The organism is Streptomyces sp. L2 (assembly GCF_004124325.1).
GTDB lineage: Bacteria > Actinomycetota > Actinomycetes > Streptomycetales > Streptomycetaceae > Streptomyces.
This window is the reverse complement of record NZ_QBDT01000001.1, coordinates 6,576,112-6,591,308: the sequence shown is the minus strand read 5'-3', so window position 1 is coordinate 6,591,308 and position 15,197 is coordinate 6,576,112. Positions and strand designations below refer to the sequence as shown.

The 15,197-nt window shown below is 70.9% G+C and carries 12 protein-coding genes and 1 pseudogene; 7 read left to right on the top strand and 6 right to left on the bottom strand.

All coding sequences use genetic code 11. The features are described 5' to 3' along the window. Positions 1-13: 13 nt before the first annotated feature. From DBP14_RS29590 to DBP14_RS29570, 5 genes and pseudogenes are all read left to right on the top strand, one after another. The gene (locus DBP14_RS29590) at positions 14-880 is read left to right on the top strand and encodes an ABC transporter ATP-binding protein (protein ID WP_129310260.1); all 867 of its coding nucleotides are present in this window, start codon (positions 14-16) and stop codon (positions 878-880) included. After that, positions 877-1,719, top strand: coding sequence for an ABC transporter permease (locus DBP14_RS29585; protein WP_129310258.1), 843 nt, complete (start codon positions 877-879; stop codon positions 1,717-1,719). The genes DBP14_RS29590 and DBP14_RS29585 overlap by 4 nt, the downstream gene beginning before the upstream one ends. After that, on the top strand, positions 1,716-2,912 hold the full coding sequence (locus tag DBP14_RS29580; RefSeq protein WP_129310256.1) for a sensor histidine kinase: 1,197 nt from the start codon (positions 1,716-1,718) through the stop codon (positions 2,910-2,912). Before DBP14_RS29585 ends, DBP14_RS29580 begins: the two co-directional genes overlap by 4 nt. Positions 2,913-2,918: 6 nt before the next feature. Continuing rightward, on the top strand, positions 2,919-3,542 hold the full coding sequence (locus DBP14_RS29575) for a response regulator transcription factor (RefSeq protein ID WP_129310255.1): 624 nt from the start codon (positions 2,919-2,921) through the stop codon (positions 3,540-3,542). A 405-nt stretch (positions 3,543-3,947) separates the two neighbouring features. Next, positions 3,948-4,100, top strand: a pseudogene (locus DBP14_RS29570) (DNA-binding response regulator); the annotation flags it as partial. Between the two features lie 192 nt (positions 4,101-4,292). On the opposite strand, the gene hisS reads toward DBP14_RS29570, so the two are convergent. Further along, positions 4,293-5,555 (bottom strand): histidine--tRNA ligase, encoded by a 1,263-nt coding sequence (hisS, locus tag DBP14_RS29565; RefSeq protein ID WP_129310253.1) that lies wholly within the window; start codon positions 5,553-5,555, stop codon positions 4,293-4,295. A 14-nt stretch (positions 5,556-5,569) separates the two neighbouring features. After that, complete coding sequence (locus DBP14_RS29560) at positions 5,570-6,277, bottom strand: MBL fold metallo-hydrolase (protein WP_129310251.1); 708 nt, start codon at positions 6,275-6,277, stop codon at positions 5,570-5,572. Between the two features lie 190 nt (positions 6,278-6,467). Between DBP14_RS29560 and DBP14_RS29555 the strand changes: the two genes are divergently transcribed. Beyond that, entirely contained in the window at positions 6,468-7,319 is an 852-nt protein-coding gene (locus tag DBP14_RS29555) for a peptidylprolyl isomerase (RefSeq protein WP_129310249.1), read from the top strand. Between the two features lie 154 nt (positions 7,320-7,473). After that, positions 7,474-8,703 carry a DUF349 domain-containing protein gene (locus DBP14_RS29550; RefSeq protein ID WP_129310247.1) on the top strand — a complete coding sequence of 410 codons (1,230 nt, stop codon included), beginning with the start codon at positions 7,474-7,476 and terminating at the stop codon, positions 8,701-8,703. A 95-nt stretch (positions 8,704-8,798) separates the two neighbouring features. Here the strand turns inward: DBP14_RS29550 and relA are convergent, their stop codons facing one another. The 4 genes from relA to secD form a co-directional block, all read right to left on the bottom strand. Continuing rightward, positions 8,799-11,330: a GTP pyrophosphokinase gene (gene relA, locus DBP14_RS29545; protein WP_129310245.1), complete on the bottom strand. Its 2,532-nt coding sequence runs from the start codon at positions 11,328-11,330 to the stop codon at positions 8,799-8,801. 331 nt (positions 11,331-11,661) lie between these two features. Continuing rightward, positions 11,662-12,201 carry an adenine phosphoribosyltransferase gene (locus tag DBP14_RS29540; protein ID WP_129310243.1) on the bottom strand — a complete coding sequence of 180 codons (540 nt, stop codon included), beginning with the start codon at positions 12,199-12,201 and terminating at the stop codon, positions 11,662-11,664. Continuing rightward, complete coding sequence (gene secF, locus DBP14_RS29535; RefSeq protein ID WP_129310241.1) at positions 12,198-13,322, bottom strand: protein translocase subunit SecF; 1,125 nt, start codon at positions 13,320-13,322, stop codon at positions 12,198-12,200. Before secF ends, DBP14_RS29540 begins: the two co-directional genes overlap by 4 nt. Positions 13,323-13,325: 3 nt before the next feature. Then, complete coding sequence (secD, locus tag DBP14_RS29530; RefSeq protein ID WP_206739377.1) at positions 13,326-15,113, bottom strand: protein translocase subunit SecD; 1,788 nt, start codon at positions 15,111-15,113, stop codon at positions 13,326-13,328. Between the last annotated feature and the right edge of the window lie 84 nt (positions 15,114-15,197).

Genomic DNA, 15,197 nt, shown 5'->3' with positions numbered 1-15,197 from the left:
GATGATCGCTCGCATGACAGCACACGCGAACGAACTCGCGGTGTACGTACGGGGGCTGCGCAAGCAGTACGGCGACGTGACCGCGGTGGACGGCATCGATCTCGGCATCCGGCGCGGCGAGGTGTTCGGCCTGCTCGGGCCCAATGGCGCGGGCAAGAGCACCACGGTGGAGATCCTCCAGGGCCACCGGTCGCGGGACGCGGGCGAGGTCTCGGTCCTGGGCGCGGACCCGGCGCAGGGCACGCGCGCGTGGAGGTCCCGTGTGGGAATCGTCTGGCAGGACGAATCGGCGCCCGCCGAGTTGACGGTCGCCGAGACGGTACGGCATTTCGCCCGCTACTACCCGCGCCCGCGCGACCCCGGTGAGGTGATCGAGCTGGTCGGGCTCGGCCCGAAGGCGGACAGCAGGATCAAGACCCTCTCCGGCGGCCAGCGCCGCCGCCTGGACGTGGCCCTGGGGGTGATCGGCGGCCCCGAGCTGCTGCTCCTGGACGAGCCGACGACCGGCTTCGACCCGGCCGCGCGGCGGCAGTTCTGGGACCTGATCCGGCTGCTGGCCGACGAGGGCACGACGATTCTGCTGACCACGCACTACCTGGAGGAGGCCGAGTCCCTCGCCCACCGGCTCGCCGTGGTCGCGCGCGGCCGGCTGGTCGCCGAGGGCGAGCCCGGCGAACTACGCGAGCGGTACGGCAGCGGCGCCACCGTCTCCTGGACCGAGCCCGACGGCGCCCCGCGCGCGGAGCACACCGCCACCCCGACCAGGACGGTCGCGGAGCTGATCAGCCGCTTCGACGGCGAGATACCGGGTCTGACCGTGACCCGGCCCACCCTGGAGGACGTCTACCTCCGGCTGACCGAGCAGGAGACCGCACGATGACCGCCACCCCCGTACAGGCCGTGCCCCGCACCTCGGCCGGGCCGCTGCCCGGCGCCTGGCGGCTCGGGCTGTCGCGCGGCGCCCTGGAGATCCGGCAGTTCTTCCGGCAGCGGGAGCAGGTGGTGTTCACCTTCTCCTTCCCCGTGGTCTTCCTGTTCCTGTTCGCGTCGATCTTCCACGACAAGGTCGGGTCCACCGGCATCACCGCCTCCCAGCTGTACGTCCCCGCGATGATGGCCTCCGGGATCATGTCGACGAGCTTCCAGTCGCTCGGCATCTCCATCGCCGTCGAACGGGACGAGAAGGCGCTGCGCCGGCTGCGCGGCACACCGATGCCGCCGGCGGCCTACTTCCTGGGCAAGATCTGGCTGGTTCTGTTCACCGGTGCCCTGGAGACCGCGATCCTGCTGGCCGTCGGCACCGGGGTGTACGACGTCCGGCTGCCCAGCGACCCCGGCCGCTGGTTCGACTTCACCTGGATCTTCGTCCTCGGGCTGACCGCGTGCGCCCTGCTGGGCATCGCGATCAGCTCGGTGCCCCGGTCGGCGAAGAGCGCCAGCTCCGTCGTCGTCCTGCCGTTCCTGCTGCTGCAGTTCGTCTCCGGGGTGTACATCGCCGTCGACACGATCCCCGGCTGGATGCTCGACATCGGCGCCCTGTTCCCGCTCAAGTGGCTGTGCCAGGGCCTCAGGGGCGTGTTCCTGCCCGACTCCGCGCGCGTGCTCGAACAGGCCGGGAGCTGGGAGTTCGGGCGGACGGCGCTGGTGCTGGGCGCCTGGTGCGTCGGAGGACTGGTGCTGTGCCTGCTGACCTTCCGGTGGAAGGACCGCCGCGGATGAGCGGTACGGGCCGGATCTCTGAGGCCCACGCCTGGGACCGTACGCTGCGGTACTGGGACGCCTACTTCGCCGTCGCCTGGACGGGCACCCTGGCCTTCGTGCTGGACGCGGCGCACCCGGGCCTGCCGGTCCGGGCCGGGGCGGCGGCCCTCCTGGTGCCGCTGGTCCCCTGGTACCTCGCGGTGGGCCGGGGCCTGCTCCAGGGGGAGCGGCCCGACGAGCGGCGGGCGTTGTGGTACCTCGCCGGTGCGATCGCCCTGTTCCTGCCGGCGGCCGTGCTCGTCGACGAGTCCCGGCTGATGGCGTACGCCCTCATCCCGCAGTGCTTCATGGCACTGCGCATGCGGTCCGCGCTGGTCACGGTGACCGTCGTCAACATGGTGCCGGTCGCCGGCTGGGCGCTGCTGTGGCGGCCGGGCCTGCCGGCGCTGGTCTCCAACGCGCTGTTCGCCGTCGTCACCCTGGTCTTCTCGGTGGTGATCGGCCGCTGGATCATCCGCATCATCGAGCAGAGCGAGGAACGGGCCGAGCTGATCGCCGAGCTGGACGCCAGCCGGCACGACGTGTCCCGGCTGTCGGCGGCGCACGGCGCCCTCGCCGAACGGGAGCGGCTGGCCCGCGAGATCCACGACACCCTCGCACAGGGCTTCACCAGCCTGCTGATGCTGGTGCAGGCGGTGGAGGCGGAGCTGGACTCCGACCCGGCGCAGGCCCGCCGGCACCTGGCCCTGATGGCGGACACGGCCCGCCGCAACCTCGCCGAGGCCCGCGCGCTCGTCGCCGGCGGCGCGCCCGCCGACCTGGCCGGCGCCTCCCTGCCGGACGCGCTGGACCGGCTGGCCGGGCGGCACACGGCCACGCTGAAGGTGACCGGTCCGGTGCGCGCCCTGCCGGCCGGCGTCGAGGTGGTGGCCCTGCGCTCCTGCCAGGAGGCCCTGACCAACGCGCGCAAGCACGCGGGGAGTTCGGTACCGGTCGGCATCGGCCTCCGCTACGCCGACGACGGCCTGACCCTCCACGTCCGCGACGAGGGCCCCGGCTTCGACCCCGCCGCCGCCACGTCCGGATACGGTCTGGCGGGGCTGCGCGCCCGCGCCGCCGAGGTCGGCGGGCACGCGACGGTGCGCAGCGCACCCGGCGACGGCACGACGGTGACCGTGCGCCTGCCCGTCCCCCGCCGCCGTGAGGAGTGAGACCCCGTGATCCGGATCGTCCTGGCCGACGACCACCCCGTCGTACGCGAGGGCCTGCGCGCCATGCTGAGCGCCGAGCCGGACCTGGAGGTGGTCGGCGACGCGGCCAACGGCCCGCGGGCGGAGGCGCTGGCCGCCGAACTCCGCCCGGACATCGTCCTGATGGACCTGCGCATGCCGGACGGCGGGGGCGTGGACTCGATCGGGCGGATGACCGCGGCCGGGCTGCCCTGCCGGGTGATCGTCCTGACGACGTACGAGACGGACCGGGACATCCTGCGGGCCGTGGAGGCGGGAGCCGCGGGCTATCTGCTCAAGGACCTGCCGCGCGGTGAACTGGCCGAGGCGGTACGGGCCGCGGCGCGCGGGGAGACCGTGCTGGCGCCGTCGGTGGCGGCCCGTCTCGTGGACCAGCTCCGCACCCGCCCGCAACAGCGCCGGCTGTCCGAACGGGAGACGGCCGTGCTGCGGCTGGTCGCCGACGGCTGCACCAACGCGGAGATCGGGCGCCGCCTGTTCATCGGGGAGTCCACGGTGAAGACCCATCTCCTGCGCGCCTTCCAGAAGCTGGGAGTGGACGACCGCACAGCGGCGGTGACGCACGCACTGCGCCTGGGCCTGCTGGACTGAGGGCCCCGCCGCCCCGGCCTTCCCGACCGCGTGCCGGCCGGGAAGGCCGAGCGGACGGCCGGGGGCCGGGCAGGCCCAGCCGGCGGTCGAGGGCCGGGCGGTGAGTGGGCTGCTCGCGCGGCCGGTCGGGGGTCACGCGCGTACTCCCGACCGGCCGGGTCGCCCCGCGGCGGAGGTCGAAGGCCGGACAGGGGCTGCGCCGCTCGCGCGGCCGACCCCGGGTCACGCGCATACCCCCGCCGAACAAGTCGCCCCACGGCGGAGGGCGAGGGCCGCTGGGACGACCGATGAGAACACGGCGAGCACGGCGCAGGTGCCGGTCACCGTCGCGAGGGCCTTCCATGGCATCGCGACGGACGGCGAGCCGGCCGAGAGCAGGTCGAGCGCGCCCCGCATGCCCGTCGGGGCAGGTCCAACGGCGCGATCGCGCGGGAGATGGTGGTGTCCGAGGCCGCGGTCGGCAAGCACATCGGCAGCATCCTCGGCAAACTGGACCTGCCACCGGCGGACGGAACCCACCGCAGGGTCCTGGCCGTCCTCGCGTACCTGCGCGCCTGACGGACCGGGCCATACACCACGAGTTGCGGTGACCTTCGGCCCGGACGGTCGTTGTGCCGGGTGCTCCGAAGCGTGGTCCCCGCAGCAGCGGGGGTGAACCGGGCGCCACGAAGAACGCGAACCGATGCGGAGCATGCTCCCCGCTGACGCGGGGGTGGGGCCGGACGCTGGATGGCGGCCGGCCCACGCTGGTCACCCGAGGCGTGACTCCAGCTCCGCGACGATCTCGTTGATCCCGATCGCCGACTGCTCGCCCGAGTCCATGTCCTTCAACTGGACGACACCGTCGGCGATATCGCGCTCCCCGAGGACGAGTGCATAGCGCGCGCCGGATCGGTTGGCTGCCTTCATCGCCGCCTTGAGGCCCTTGCCGCCGTAGGAGAAGTCCGCCGCGACACCGACCTTGCGCAACTCGGTGACCTTGGCGAACAGCACCCGGCGGGCCTCCTCGCCGAGCGGGACCGCGTACACCGAGGTGGTGGACGGCAGGGCCAGCTCGACGCCCTCCGCCTCCAGCGCGAGGACCGTGCGGTCGACGCCGAGGGCCCAGCCGACGGACGGCAGCGCGGGTCCGCCGATCATCTCGGACAGGCCGTCGTAGCGGCCGCCGCCGCCCACCGCGGACTGGGAGCCCAGACCGTCGTGGACGAACTCGAAGGTGGTACGGGTGTAGTAGTCCAGGCCGCGCACCAGCTTCGGGTCGTCCTCGAAGGCCACGCCCGCCGCGGTGATCAGCTCGCGCACCTCCTCGTGGTACGCCTTGCACGCGTCGCACAGGTAGTCCCGCAGCAGCGGAGCGTCCCCGAGCTGCTTCTGCACCGACTCGCGCTTGTCGTCCAGGACGCGCAGCGGGTTGATCCCGGCGCGGCGCAGGGTGTCCTCGTCCAGGTCCAGGCCGCGGAGGAAGTCCTGGAGCGCGGCCCGGTACACCGGCCGGCACTCCTTGTCGCCCAGGCTGTTGAGCAGGATCCGGAAGTCGCTCAGGCCCAGCGAGCGGTACGCCTGGTCGGCGAGGATGATCAGCTCGGCGTCCAGCGCCGGGTCCTCGGCGCCGATCGCCTCGGCACCGACCTGGGAGAAGTGGCGGTAACGGCCCTTCTGCGGGCGCTCGTAGCGGTAGTAGGAGCCCGAGTACCAGAGCTTGACGGGGAGGTTGCCGGCCTTGTGCAGGTTGGCCTCCAGGGCCGCGCGCAGCACGGAGGCGGTTCCCTCGGGGCGCAGGGCCAGCTTGTCGCCGCCCTTGGTCTCGAAGGCGTACATCTCCTTGGTCACGATGTCGGTGGACTCGCCGACCCCGCGCGCGAACAGCTCGACGTTCTCGAAGCCCGGCGTCTCGATGTAGCCGTATCCGGAGTTGCGCAGCGGGGCGGCGATGGCGTCGCGGACCGCCAGGTACTTCGCGGAGTCCGGCGGGATCAGGTCGTACGTGCCCTTGGGGGCCTGAAAGGTGCTCACGGGAAGCTCTCTCGTCACATTCCTCGTCGGGGAGCCTCGGCGGCTCCCTGGCCGGCGGCCACCTCCCGCAGATACGGGTTGGTGGCGCGCTCCTGGCCGATGGTCGTCTGGGGGCCGTGGCCGGACAGCACCACGGTGGAGTCGTCGAGCGGCAGGCACACCCGGCCCAGCGACTCGATCATGTCCGCCATGGAGCCACCCGGCAGGTCCGTGCGTCCGATGGAGCCGGCGAACAGCAGATCCCCGGAGAACAGGACCGACGGGATGTCGGCCGCATCGGGCATCCGGAACGTCACCGACCCCTTGGTATGGCCCGGTGCGTGCGCGACGGAGAAGCCGAGGCCGGCCAGCTTCAGCTCGGCGCCGTCGGTCAGCTCCCGCACGTCGTCCGGCTCCCCCACGGTCAGCTCACCCATGAGCGGCATCCCGATGGAACGGCCGAGCGACTTCTCGGGGTCGCTCATCATGTAGCGGTCCGCGGGGTGGATCCAGGCCGGCACGTCGTGTGCGCCGCACACGGGGACGACCGAGGCCACATGGTCGATGTGGCCGTGGGTGAGGACGACGGCGACGGGCTTGAGCCGATGCTTCTTCAGCGTTTCCTCGACTCCTTGGGCGGCCTGGTGGCCCGGGTCGATGATCACGCACTCCTCACCGGCGGCGGGGGCGACGAGATAACAGTTCGTCCCCCAGGCCCCGGCGGGGAACCCGGCAATGAGCACGATCGTCCTTCGTTGTGTCGGTACGGGGTGGTCTGCGCGGCCCTCGCGGGCGGCCGGCCTGTGCCCCAGAGCCTACCGGCGCTGCCGTTTCCTCAGCTAACCCATATACGGTACGGGGCTACACGCGGCTGTCGGATCACAGCACACACGCGTACCGGACGGCACACGACACGCATGAGGAGAGAACCCGGTGGTCAGCCAGGAGCAGCGGCGGCGTCAGCTCGCCCGGGAGAAGTTCTTGCGGCAGCAGCAGCGGCGCACCAGCGCACGACGCAAGTCACGCATGCGCAACTCCGTGATCGCGTCGGTGCTCGGCGTGGTCGTGATCGGCAGTGTCGCGCTGTACACGACGGGCGTGATGAAGAACGACGACGACAAGAAGACGAACGCGGCCGCCGACGTCACGCCCAGCGCCTCGCCGACGAAGAAGGCGCCGGACCCGTGCGAGAAGCCGGCCAAGGGCTCGGTGAAGAAGCTGAGCTGGAAGAAGGAGCCGGCGATGACGATCGACACGTCGGCGGACTACACGATGAAGCTCGCGACGACCTGCGGCGACATCGACATCGCGCTGAAGGCGTCGGCGGCCCCGCACACGGTGAACTCGTTCGACTTCCTCGCCGGCAAGGGCTTCTTCGACCACACGAAGTGCCACCGTCTGGTGACCAACGGCATCTACGTGCTGCAGTGCGGCGACCCGACGGGCACCGGCAGCGGCGGCCCCGGGTACACGATTCCGGACGAGAACCTGAAGGACAAAAGCCTCAAGGGCAACAAGTACCCGGCGGGCACGGTCGCGATGGCCAACCAGTACAACGCTCAGACCCAGCAGGGCCGTCACACGGGCGGCAGCCAGTTCTTTCTGGTCTACCAGGACAGTCCGCTGCCGGCGGACTACACCCCGTTCGGCACGGTCTCAGACGCAGGTATGAAGGTACTGAAGAAGATCGCAGCCGCTGGCGCGCAGCCGGCGGACCCCACTACCGGCAACACCGCACCGAACGCGACCATCGTGATCAACAAAGCGACGGTGACGAAGTCCTGACTTCGCCCCGAGACCAAGACGGCCAACAGCCTGATTTCGGTCGCGCGGGATGCGGACAGGCAACCCGCTGGTCGCCTATGTTGGCCGTGACGAAACTGTGGACGATGCCCGGGGGTGCTCAAGGCCCCCGCAGGCATCATGTGGAGGAGGCGCTGTGAGCAGCGACCCGTGGGGCCGCGTCGACGAGACGGGGACCGTGTACGTGCGTACGGCCGACGGCGAGCAGGTCGTCGGATCCTGGCAGGCCGGCTCCCCCGAGGAGGCACTGGCCTACTTCGAGCGCAAGTACGAGGGCCTGGTTGTCGAGATCGGCCTCCTCGAGAAGCGCGTGCAGACGACGGACCTGTCCGCGAAGGACGCCCAGGTCGCGATCGGTCATCTGCGCGAGCAGGTGGACGCGCATCACGCGGTCGGTGACCTGGACGCCCTGCGGACCCGGCTGGACAAGCTGGTGCAGACCGTCGAGGCCCGGCGTGAGGAGCGCAAGGCGCAGCGGGCCAAGCAGTCGGACGAGGCCCGGCACGCCAAGGAGGCGCTGGTCGTCGAGGCGGAGGAGCTGGCGCAGTCCGACCAGTGGCGGGCCGCCGGTGAGCGGCTGCGGGCGCTGGTGGACACCTGGAAGGGGCTGCCGCGGCTGGACCGCAAGTCGGACGACGAGCTGTGGCACCGCTTCTCGCACGCCCGGTCGGCGTTCTCCAAGCGCCGCAAGGGGCACTTCGCGCAGCTGGACTCGCAGCGCGAGGAGGCCCGCCAGACCAAGGAGCGGCTGGTCGCCGAAGCCGAGTCGCTGTCGGGGTCCACGGACTGGGGTGTGACGGCGGCCCGCTACCGCGACCTGATGGCGCAGTGGAAGGCCGCGGGCCGCGCCCAGCGCGAGCACGAGGACGACCTGTGGAACCGCTTCCGCGGCGCGCAGGACGTCTTCTTCGCCGCTCGTGGCTCGGTGTTCGCCGAGCGGGACGCCGAGCAGTCGGAGAACCTGAAGCTGAAGGAGGAGCTGGCCGAGGAGGCCGAGAAGCTGCTGCCGATCGGCGACCTGAAGGCGGCTCGGGCCGCGTTCCGGTCGATCAACGAGCGGTGGGAGGCCATCGGCCACGTCCCGCGCGACGCGCGTCCGAAGGTCGAGGGCCGGATGCACACCGTCGAGCGGGCGCTACAGGAGGCCGAGGAGGCCGAGTGGCGCCGGACGAACCCGGAGGCGCGTGCGCGTGCCGAGGGTCTGACCGGCCAGCTGCAGGCCGCCGTGGACAAGCTGAACGGCCAGATCGAGCAGGCCCGCGCGCAGGGCAACACTGCGAAGGCCGACAAGCTGGCGCGGGAACTGGAAGGCCGCCAGGCCCTCCTGGACCAGGCCCTGAAGGGCCTGCAGGAGTTCGGCGGCTAAGCAGCCTCAGCAGTCATGCGGAAGGCCCCGTACGGAGCGTACGGGGCCTTTTCGCGTGCGCGTCTCGCGTGGGCGTCTCGCGCGGTCGCTTGCCTCTACGACCGGCTGCGCGCCGAGGTGACGCGGTAGACGTCGTACACGCCCTCCACCCCTCGGACCGCCTTCAGGACGTGTCCCAGGTGCTTGGGGTCGCCCATCTCGAAGGTGAAGCGGGAGGTGGCCACCCGGTCGCGGGAGGTCTGGACGGCCGCGGAGAGGATGTTGACGTGCTGGTCGGACAGGACCCGGGTGACGTCCGAGAGGAGCCGGGAGCGGTCCAGGGCCTCGACCTGGATCGCGACGAGGAACACCGAGGACTGGGTGGGCGCCCATTCGACCTCGAGGATGCGCTCCGGCTCGCGGGACAGCGACTCCACGTTGACGCAGTCGGTGCGGTGAACCGATACACCGCTACCCCGCGTGACGAAGCCGATGATGGGGTCGCCGGGGACGGGCGTGCAGCAGCGGGCCAGTTTCACCCACACGTCCTCGACGCCCTTGACGACGACACCCGGGTCGGCGCTGGAGCGGCGCTTGCGGCTCCGCCCGCGGGCCGGCGGGACCGTCTCGTCGATCTCCTCGGTGGCGGCCTCCTCGCCGCCGAGGGCCTGGACGAGCTTCTGCACGATGTTCTGCGCGGAGACGTGGCCCTCGCCGATCGCCGCGTACAGCGCGGAGATGTCGGAGTAGCGCATCTCGTGCGCGAGCGTGACGAGCGAGTCGCCGGTGAGGATGCGCTGGATCGGCAGGTTCTGCTTGCGCATCGCGCGGACGATGGAGTCCTTGCCCTGCTCGATCGCCTCGTCTCGGCGCTCCTTGGAGAACCAGGCCCGGATCTTGTTGCGGGCGCGCGGCGACTTCACGAAGCCCAGCCAGTCGCGGGACGGCCCCGCACCGGCCGCCTTGGACGTGAAGACCTCCACGAGGTCGCCGTTGTCCAGGGTGGATTCCAGCGGTACGAGACGCCCGTTGACCCGGGCTCCTATGGTGCGGTGGCCGACCTCGGTGTGCACGGCGTACGAGAAGTCCACCGGGGTGGCGCCGGCGGGCAGCGCTATCACGTCGCCCTTGGGCGTGAAGACGAAGACCTCGTTGCGGGACAGGTCGAAGCGCAGGGACTCCAGGAACTCGCCGGGGTCCTCGGTCTCCTTCTGCCAGTCGAGGAGCTGGCGCAGCCACGCCATGTCGTTGAGGTGGTCGTCCTTGCCGCTGCTCTTCGGCGCGTCGGAGCGGACCTTGGAGGCGCCGGCGACGGCCTCCTGCTTGTACTTCCAGTGCGCGGCGATGCCGTACTCGGCGCGGCGGTGCATGTCGAAGGTGCGGATCTGCAGTTCGACGGGCTTGCCGTTGGGGCCGATGACCGTCGTGTGCAGCGACTGGTACATGTTGAACTTGGGCATCGCGATGTAGTCCTTGAACCGGCCGGGGACCGGGTTCCATCGCGCGTGCACGGTGCCGAGGGCCGCGTAGCAGTCGCGGACCGTGTCGACGAGTACACGAATCCCCACCAGGTCGTAGATCTCCGCGAAGTCACGGCCGCGGACGATCATCTTCTGGTAGACGCTGTAGTAGTGCTTCGGGCGGCCGGTGACGGTCGCCTTGATGCGGGCGGCGCGCAGGTCGGCCTGGACCTCGTCGGTCACTATGGCCAGGTACTCGTCCCGCTTGGGGGCGCGCTCGGCGACGAGCCGCACGATCTCGTCGTACATCTTGGGGTAGAGGATCGCGAAGGCGAGGTCCTCCAGCTCCCACTTGATGGTGTTCATGCCCAGCCGGTGCGCCAGCGGGGCGTAGATCTCCAGGGTCTCCCTGGCCTTCTTCTCCTGCTTCTCGCGCTTGAGGTAGCGCATGGTGCGCATGTTGTGCAGGCGGTCGGCGAGCTTGATGACCAGGACGCGGGGGTCCTTGGCCATCGCGACGACCATCTTGCGCACGGTCTCGGCCTGCGCGGCCTCGCCGAACTTGACCTTGTCCAGCTTGGTGACGCCGTCGACGAGGAGGGCGACCACGTCACCGAAGTCGCGGCGCAGGTCGTCCAGGCCGTACTCGGTGTCCTCGACGGTGTCGTGCAGCAGGCCAGCCATCAGCGTGGCCGGGTCCATGCCCAGCTCGGCGAGGATGGTGGTGACCGCGAGCGGGTGCGTGATGTACGGGTCGCCGCTCTTGCGCTTCTGCCCGCGGTGCCAGCGCTCGGCGACCTGGTAGGCCCGCTCGATCTGCCGGAGCGTGGCGTTCTCGATCTTCGGGTCGTTGCTGCGCACTATCCGCAGCAGCGGCTCCAGGACCGGGTTGTACGGGTTGGCGCGCTGCACGCCGAGGCGGGCGAGGCGGGCGCGGACGCGGTTGGAGGAGCCGCTGCGGGCGGGCTGGCCGGCGGGCTGCCGTACGGCGGGCGGGGCCGGCGGCGCCGGCTTGGGGCGGGCGGCCTCGGCGGCCTTCTCGACGGGCGCGGACGGGGCGTGCTTCACCGGCCCGCGTGCGTCGTTCGTCGCACTCTTGGCGCTGTGCGCGTCCGGCGCGGGCTTGGCCGCGGGGCCCGAGGCGGACTCGGGCTTGGCGGCGGTCAGTGGCTGGGCCTCGTCTGGCAAGAGGGCTCCTCGTGCACGATCCGGGTCCCCCGGTCAGGCTCCGGAGACCCCATGGTAGCGATCCTCCGCCTCACCATCGCGTCCAGCCAGACGTGAGGACCGTCTACCTGTGCAACACGGGGGCCGACCACCGGATTCCGAAGCCCCGAACCGGACACGCGACCGCCGGATTCCGGGGCCCGGAGCGGACGCACGGCCGCCGACGGTGAGGGCGTCCCACGAGGGCCACCCGCACCCGACGACGAAAGCCGCACGGGTGGTACGGGTGGGAGACGAAACGCGGCCGAAGGCGAAGCCGAGGCCGAGACCGCGCCCCGGCTTCGCCTACCGCTCAGACCTGCAGCAACGCCTCCAGCGGCGCCCCGCCGAGCGCCGCGGCCAGCCGCCCGCGCCCGCCCAGGAACCCCAGCTCCATCAGGACCGCGAGCCCGGACACCTCGGCACCGGCCCGCCGGATCAGCTGGATCGCGGCCTCCGCCGTACCACCCGTGGCCAGCACGTCGTCGACGATCAGCACCCGGTCCCCGGCCGCCAGATCCTCCGCGTGCACCTCGATCTCCGCCGCCCCGTACTCCAGCTCGTACGCCTGGCGCAGCGTCGCCCCGGGCAGCTTGCCGGCCTTGCGGACGGGGATGAAGCCCAGGCCCGCCCGGACGGCGACCGGTGCGCCCAGGATGAACCCGCGCGCCTCCAGCCCGACGACCTTGGTGGCACCGCTGTCCGCCGCGATCCCTGCCAGGGTGTCCGTGAGCGCGGTGAACGCCGGCGGGTCGGCCAGCAGCGGAGTGATGTCCTTGAACATCACTCCCGGCTCCGGATAGTCCGCCACATCGCGGATCCGGCTGAGCAGCAGCTCCTTGATGTCGGTCATCGGCGCTTCCCCGAGGGACGGCCGCCACGGCCGCGCCCACGGGACGCGGGCTGGTTGCGCGGGCCGACCACGGCGGGCGCCGCGTCGTCCTCGTCGCCGCCGGAGCCGGCGACGCCGCCGGAGCGGGCCTCGACCATCTCTTCCTCGGCCGCGGCCTGCGCCCGCTTGGCCAGCACCCGCTTGCGCAGGGCCTTCATCTGCGGCTCGCGCTCCTTGAGGTCCGCGACGAGCGGCGTGGCGATGAAGATCGACGAGTAGGCACCGGCCGCGAGACCGACGAACAGCGACAGGGAGATGTCGTTCAGCGTGCCGGCGCCGAGGAAGCCACCGCCGATGAACAGCAGGCCCGCCACCGGCAGCAGCGCGACGACCGTGGTGTTGATGGACCGCACCAGGGTGCCGTTGATGGACTTGTTGGCGATGTCGGCGTAGGTCCAGCGGGTCTGCTTGGTGATGTCCTTGGTCTGCTCCTTGAGGCTGTCGAAGACGACGACCGTGTCGTAGAGCGAGTAACCGAGGATGGTCAGCAGACCGATGACCGTGCCGGGGGTGACCTCGAAGCCGACCAGGGCGTAGATACCGGTCGTGATCGTGATGTCGTGGATCAGCGCGACGAGGGCGGCGACGGCCATGCGCCACTCGAAGGCGATCGCCAGGTAGATCACCACGAGGACCATGAAGATCCCGAGGCCCTCCCAGGCCTTGTTGGCGATCTGCTCACCCCAGCTCGGGCCGACCAGGTCGGCGGCGAGCTTGTCGGAGTCGATCTTCAGGTCCTTGGCCAGTTCCTGCTTGATCTGGTCGGACTTGCCGGTGTCGATGCCGGCGATCTGGATGCGCAGACTGCCGTTGCCGAGCTTCTGCACGATCGCCTCCTGGCCGGAGGCGGTGTGCGCGAAGTCCTCGGCCTGGGCCACGGAGACGCTCATGTGCTGCGGCGTCGTGTAGACCGCGCCGCCCTGGAACTCGATGCCCAGGTTCAGTCCGCGCACCGCCAGGCCGACGATCGCCGTGATGGTGATCAGGATCGAGACGCCGTACCAGATCTTGCGCTTGCCGACGAAGTCGTAGCTGATCTCGCCGCGGTGCAGTCGAGCGCCGAGGTTGCCGAGTTTCGACATCGCTCACGCCTCCTTCGGGTCGACAGGGCCGGCGGCGGGACCGGCGGGGCGGCGGGTACGGCGCAGCGGAGGCTTGGCACCGAGACTCTTCGGATCGAGTCCGGACCACTTGTGCCCGTCGGCGAAGAACTTGCGGCGGGCGAGGAGCGTCATCAGCGGCTTGGTGAACAGGAAGACCACGACGATGTCGAGCACGGTGGTCAGACCGAGCGTGAACGCGAAGCCCTGCACCTTGCCGACGGTGACGATGTACAGCACGGCGGAGGCGAGGAACGACACGAAGTCGGAGACCAGGATGGTGCGCCGGGCGCGCGGCCAGGCCCGTTCCACGGCCGGGCGCAGCGTGCGGCCCTCGCGGATCTCGTCCCGGATGCGTTCGAAGTACACGATGAACGAGTCCGCGGTGATACCGATGGCGACGATGGCACCGCAGACGGCCGGCAGGTTCAGCGCGAAGCCGATGGCCGGGCCGAGCAGCGACATGAGCACGTAGGTGAGGGCGGCGGACGTGGCCAGCGAGGCCATCGCGACGAGGGACAGGCCGCGATAGTAGGCCACCAGGTAGATCACGACCAGCGCGAGGCCGATCGCACCGGCGAGGAGGCCGGCGTGCAACTGGTCGCCGCCGAGCGCGGCGGTGACGGTGGTGATGGTCTCCTTCTGGAAGGAGAGCGGCAGGGCGCCGTACGACAGCACGTTGGCGAGGCTCTGCGCCTCCGCTTGGGTGAAGCTGCCGGAGATCTCCGCCTGGCCGCCGGTGATGGACTCGTGGACGGTGGGGCTGGAGACGACGTCACCGTCGAGGACGATGCCGAACTCGGTCTGCACGCCCTGCTTCTGGGCGAGCTGGCCGGTGATGTCCGCGAACTTCTTCGACCCGGTGCCGGTGAACGTCATCTGGACCTGCCAGCCGGACGCTCCCTGAGTGTCGAAGACCGCGCTGGCCTTCTTGACCTCGGTGCCGTCCACGGCGGCCGGGCCGAGGATGTACTTGGACCAGACCTTGTCGTTCTCGCCGCAGGCCACGATGGGGTCACTGGGCTTGGTGTTCTGGACGACCTTGGCCCGCTCGTCGGGCTTGGTGCAGTCCAGCGTCGCGTACACGGCCTGGAGCTTGGCCACGTCGGCGGAGGTGCCGCCGGAGGCCGAGGGGCTGGGCGAGGTCTTCGGCGTCGACGAGGCGCTGCCCGACGGAGTGGGCGACTTCTTGGCGTCGGCCTTGAGGGCGTCGGTGACCGCGCGGCCCTGCGTGCCGGTGCTGCTGCTCGGGGACGCGGTGGAGGACGAGGACGCCTTCTCGCCGGACTTCGACGAGGCGCTGCTCGACGGGCTGGGCGACGTCTTGCCGGTGGAGGAGGCGCTCGGAGAGGGGCTCGGAGAGGCGGGGCCGCTGGGCCCCTGCGCCAGGACGGGGCGGAAGTACAGCTTGGCGGTGGTGCCGACCTGCTGCACGGCCTGCTTGGAGTTGGTGCCCTTGGGGATGTTGACGATGATGTGGTCGTTCCCCTGGGTCTGCACCTCCGCCTCGGAGACGCCAAGACCGTTGACACGGCGGTTCATGATGTCGACCGCGGTGTCCATGTTGGCCTTGTTGATCGCCGACCCCTGGTCGGCCTTCGCCTTGAGCGTGATGCTCGTACCACCGGCAAGATCGATGCCGAGGCGTGGCGTGGTGCTTCCGGCGAGGAACATTCCCCCGGTGAGCGCCACGATGGCGATCAGGATGAAGGCCAGTGAGCGCCCTGGCTTGCTCTGGGCGCTCGCGCTCCGGCCCCTCTTAGGTGCTGCCACCTTCTCGTACTCCCTCTCGGGCCGCCCCGCGCCCGGTCGGCGCGGTCGGCCATGACATGGTGTCGGGCTCCCCGGCGGGAAACA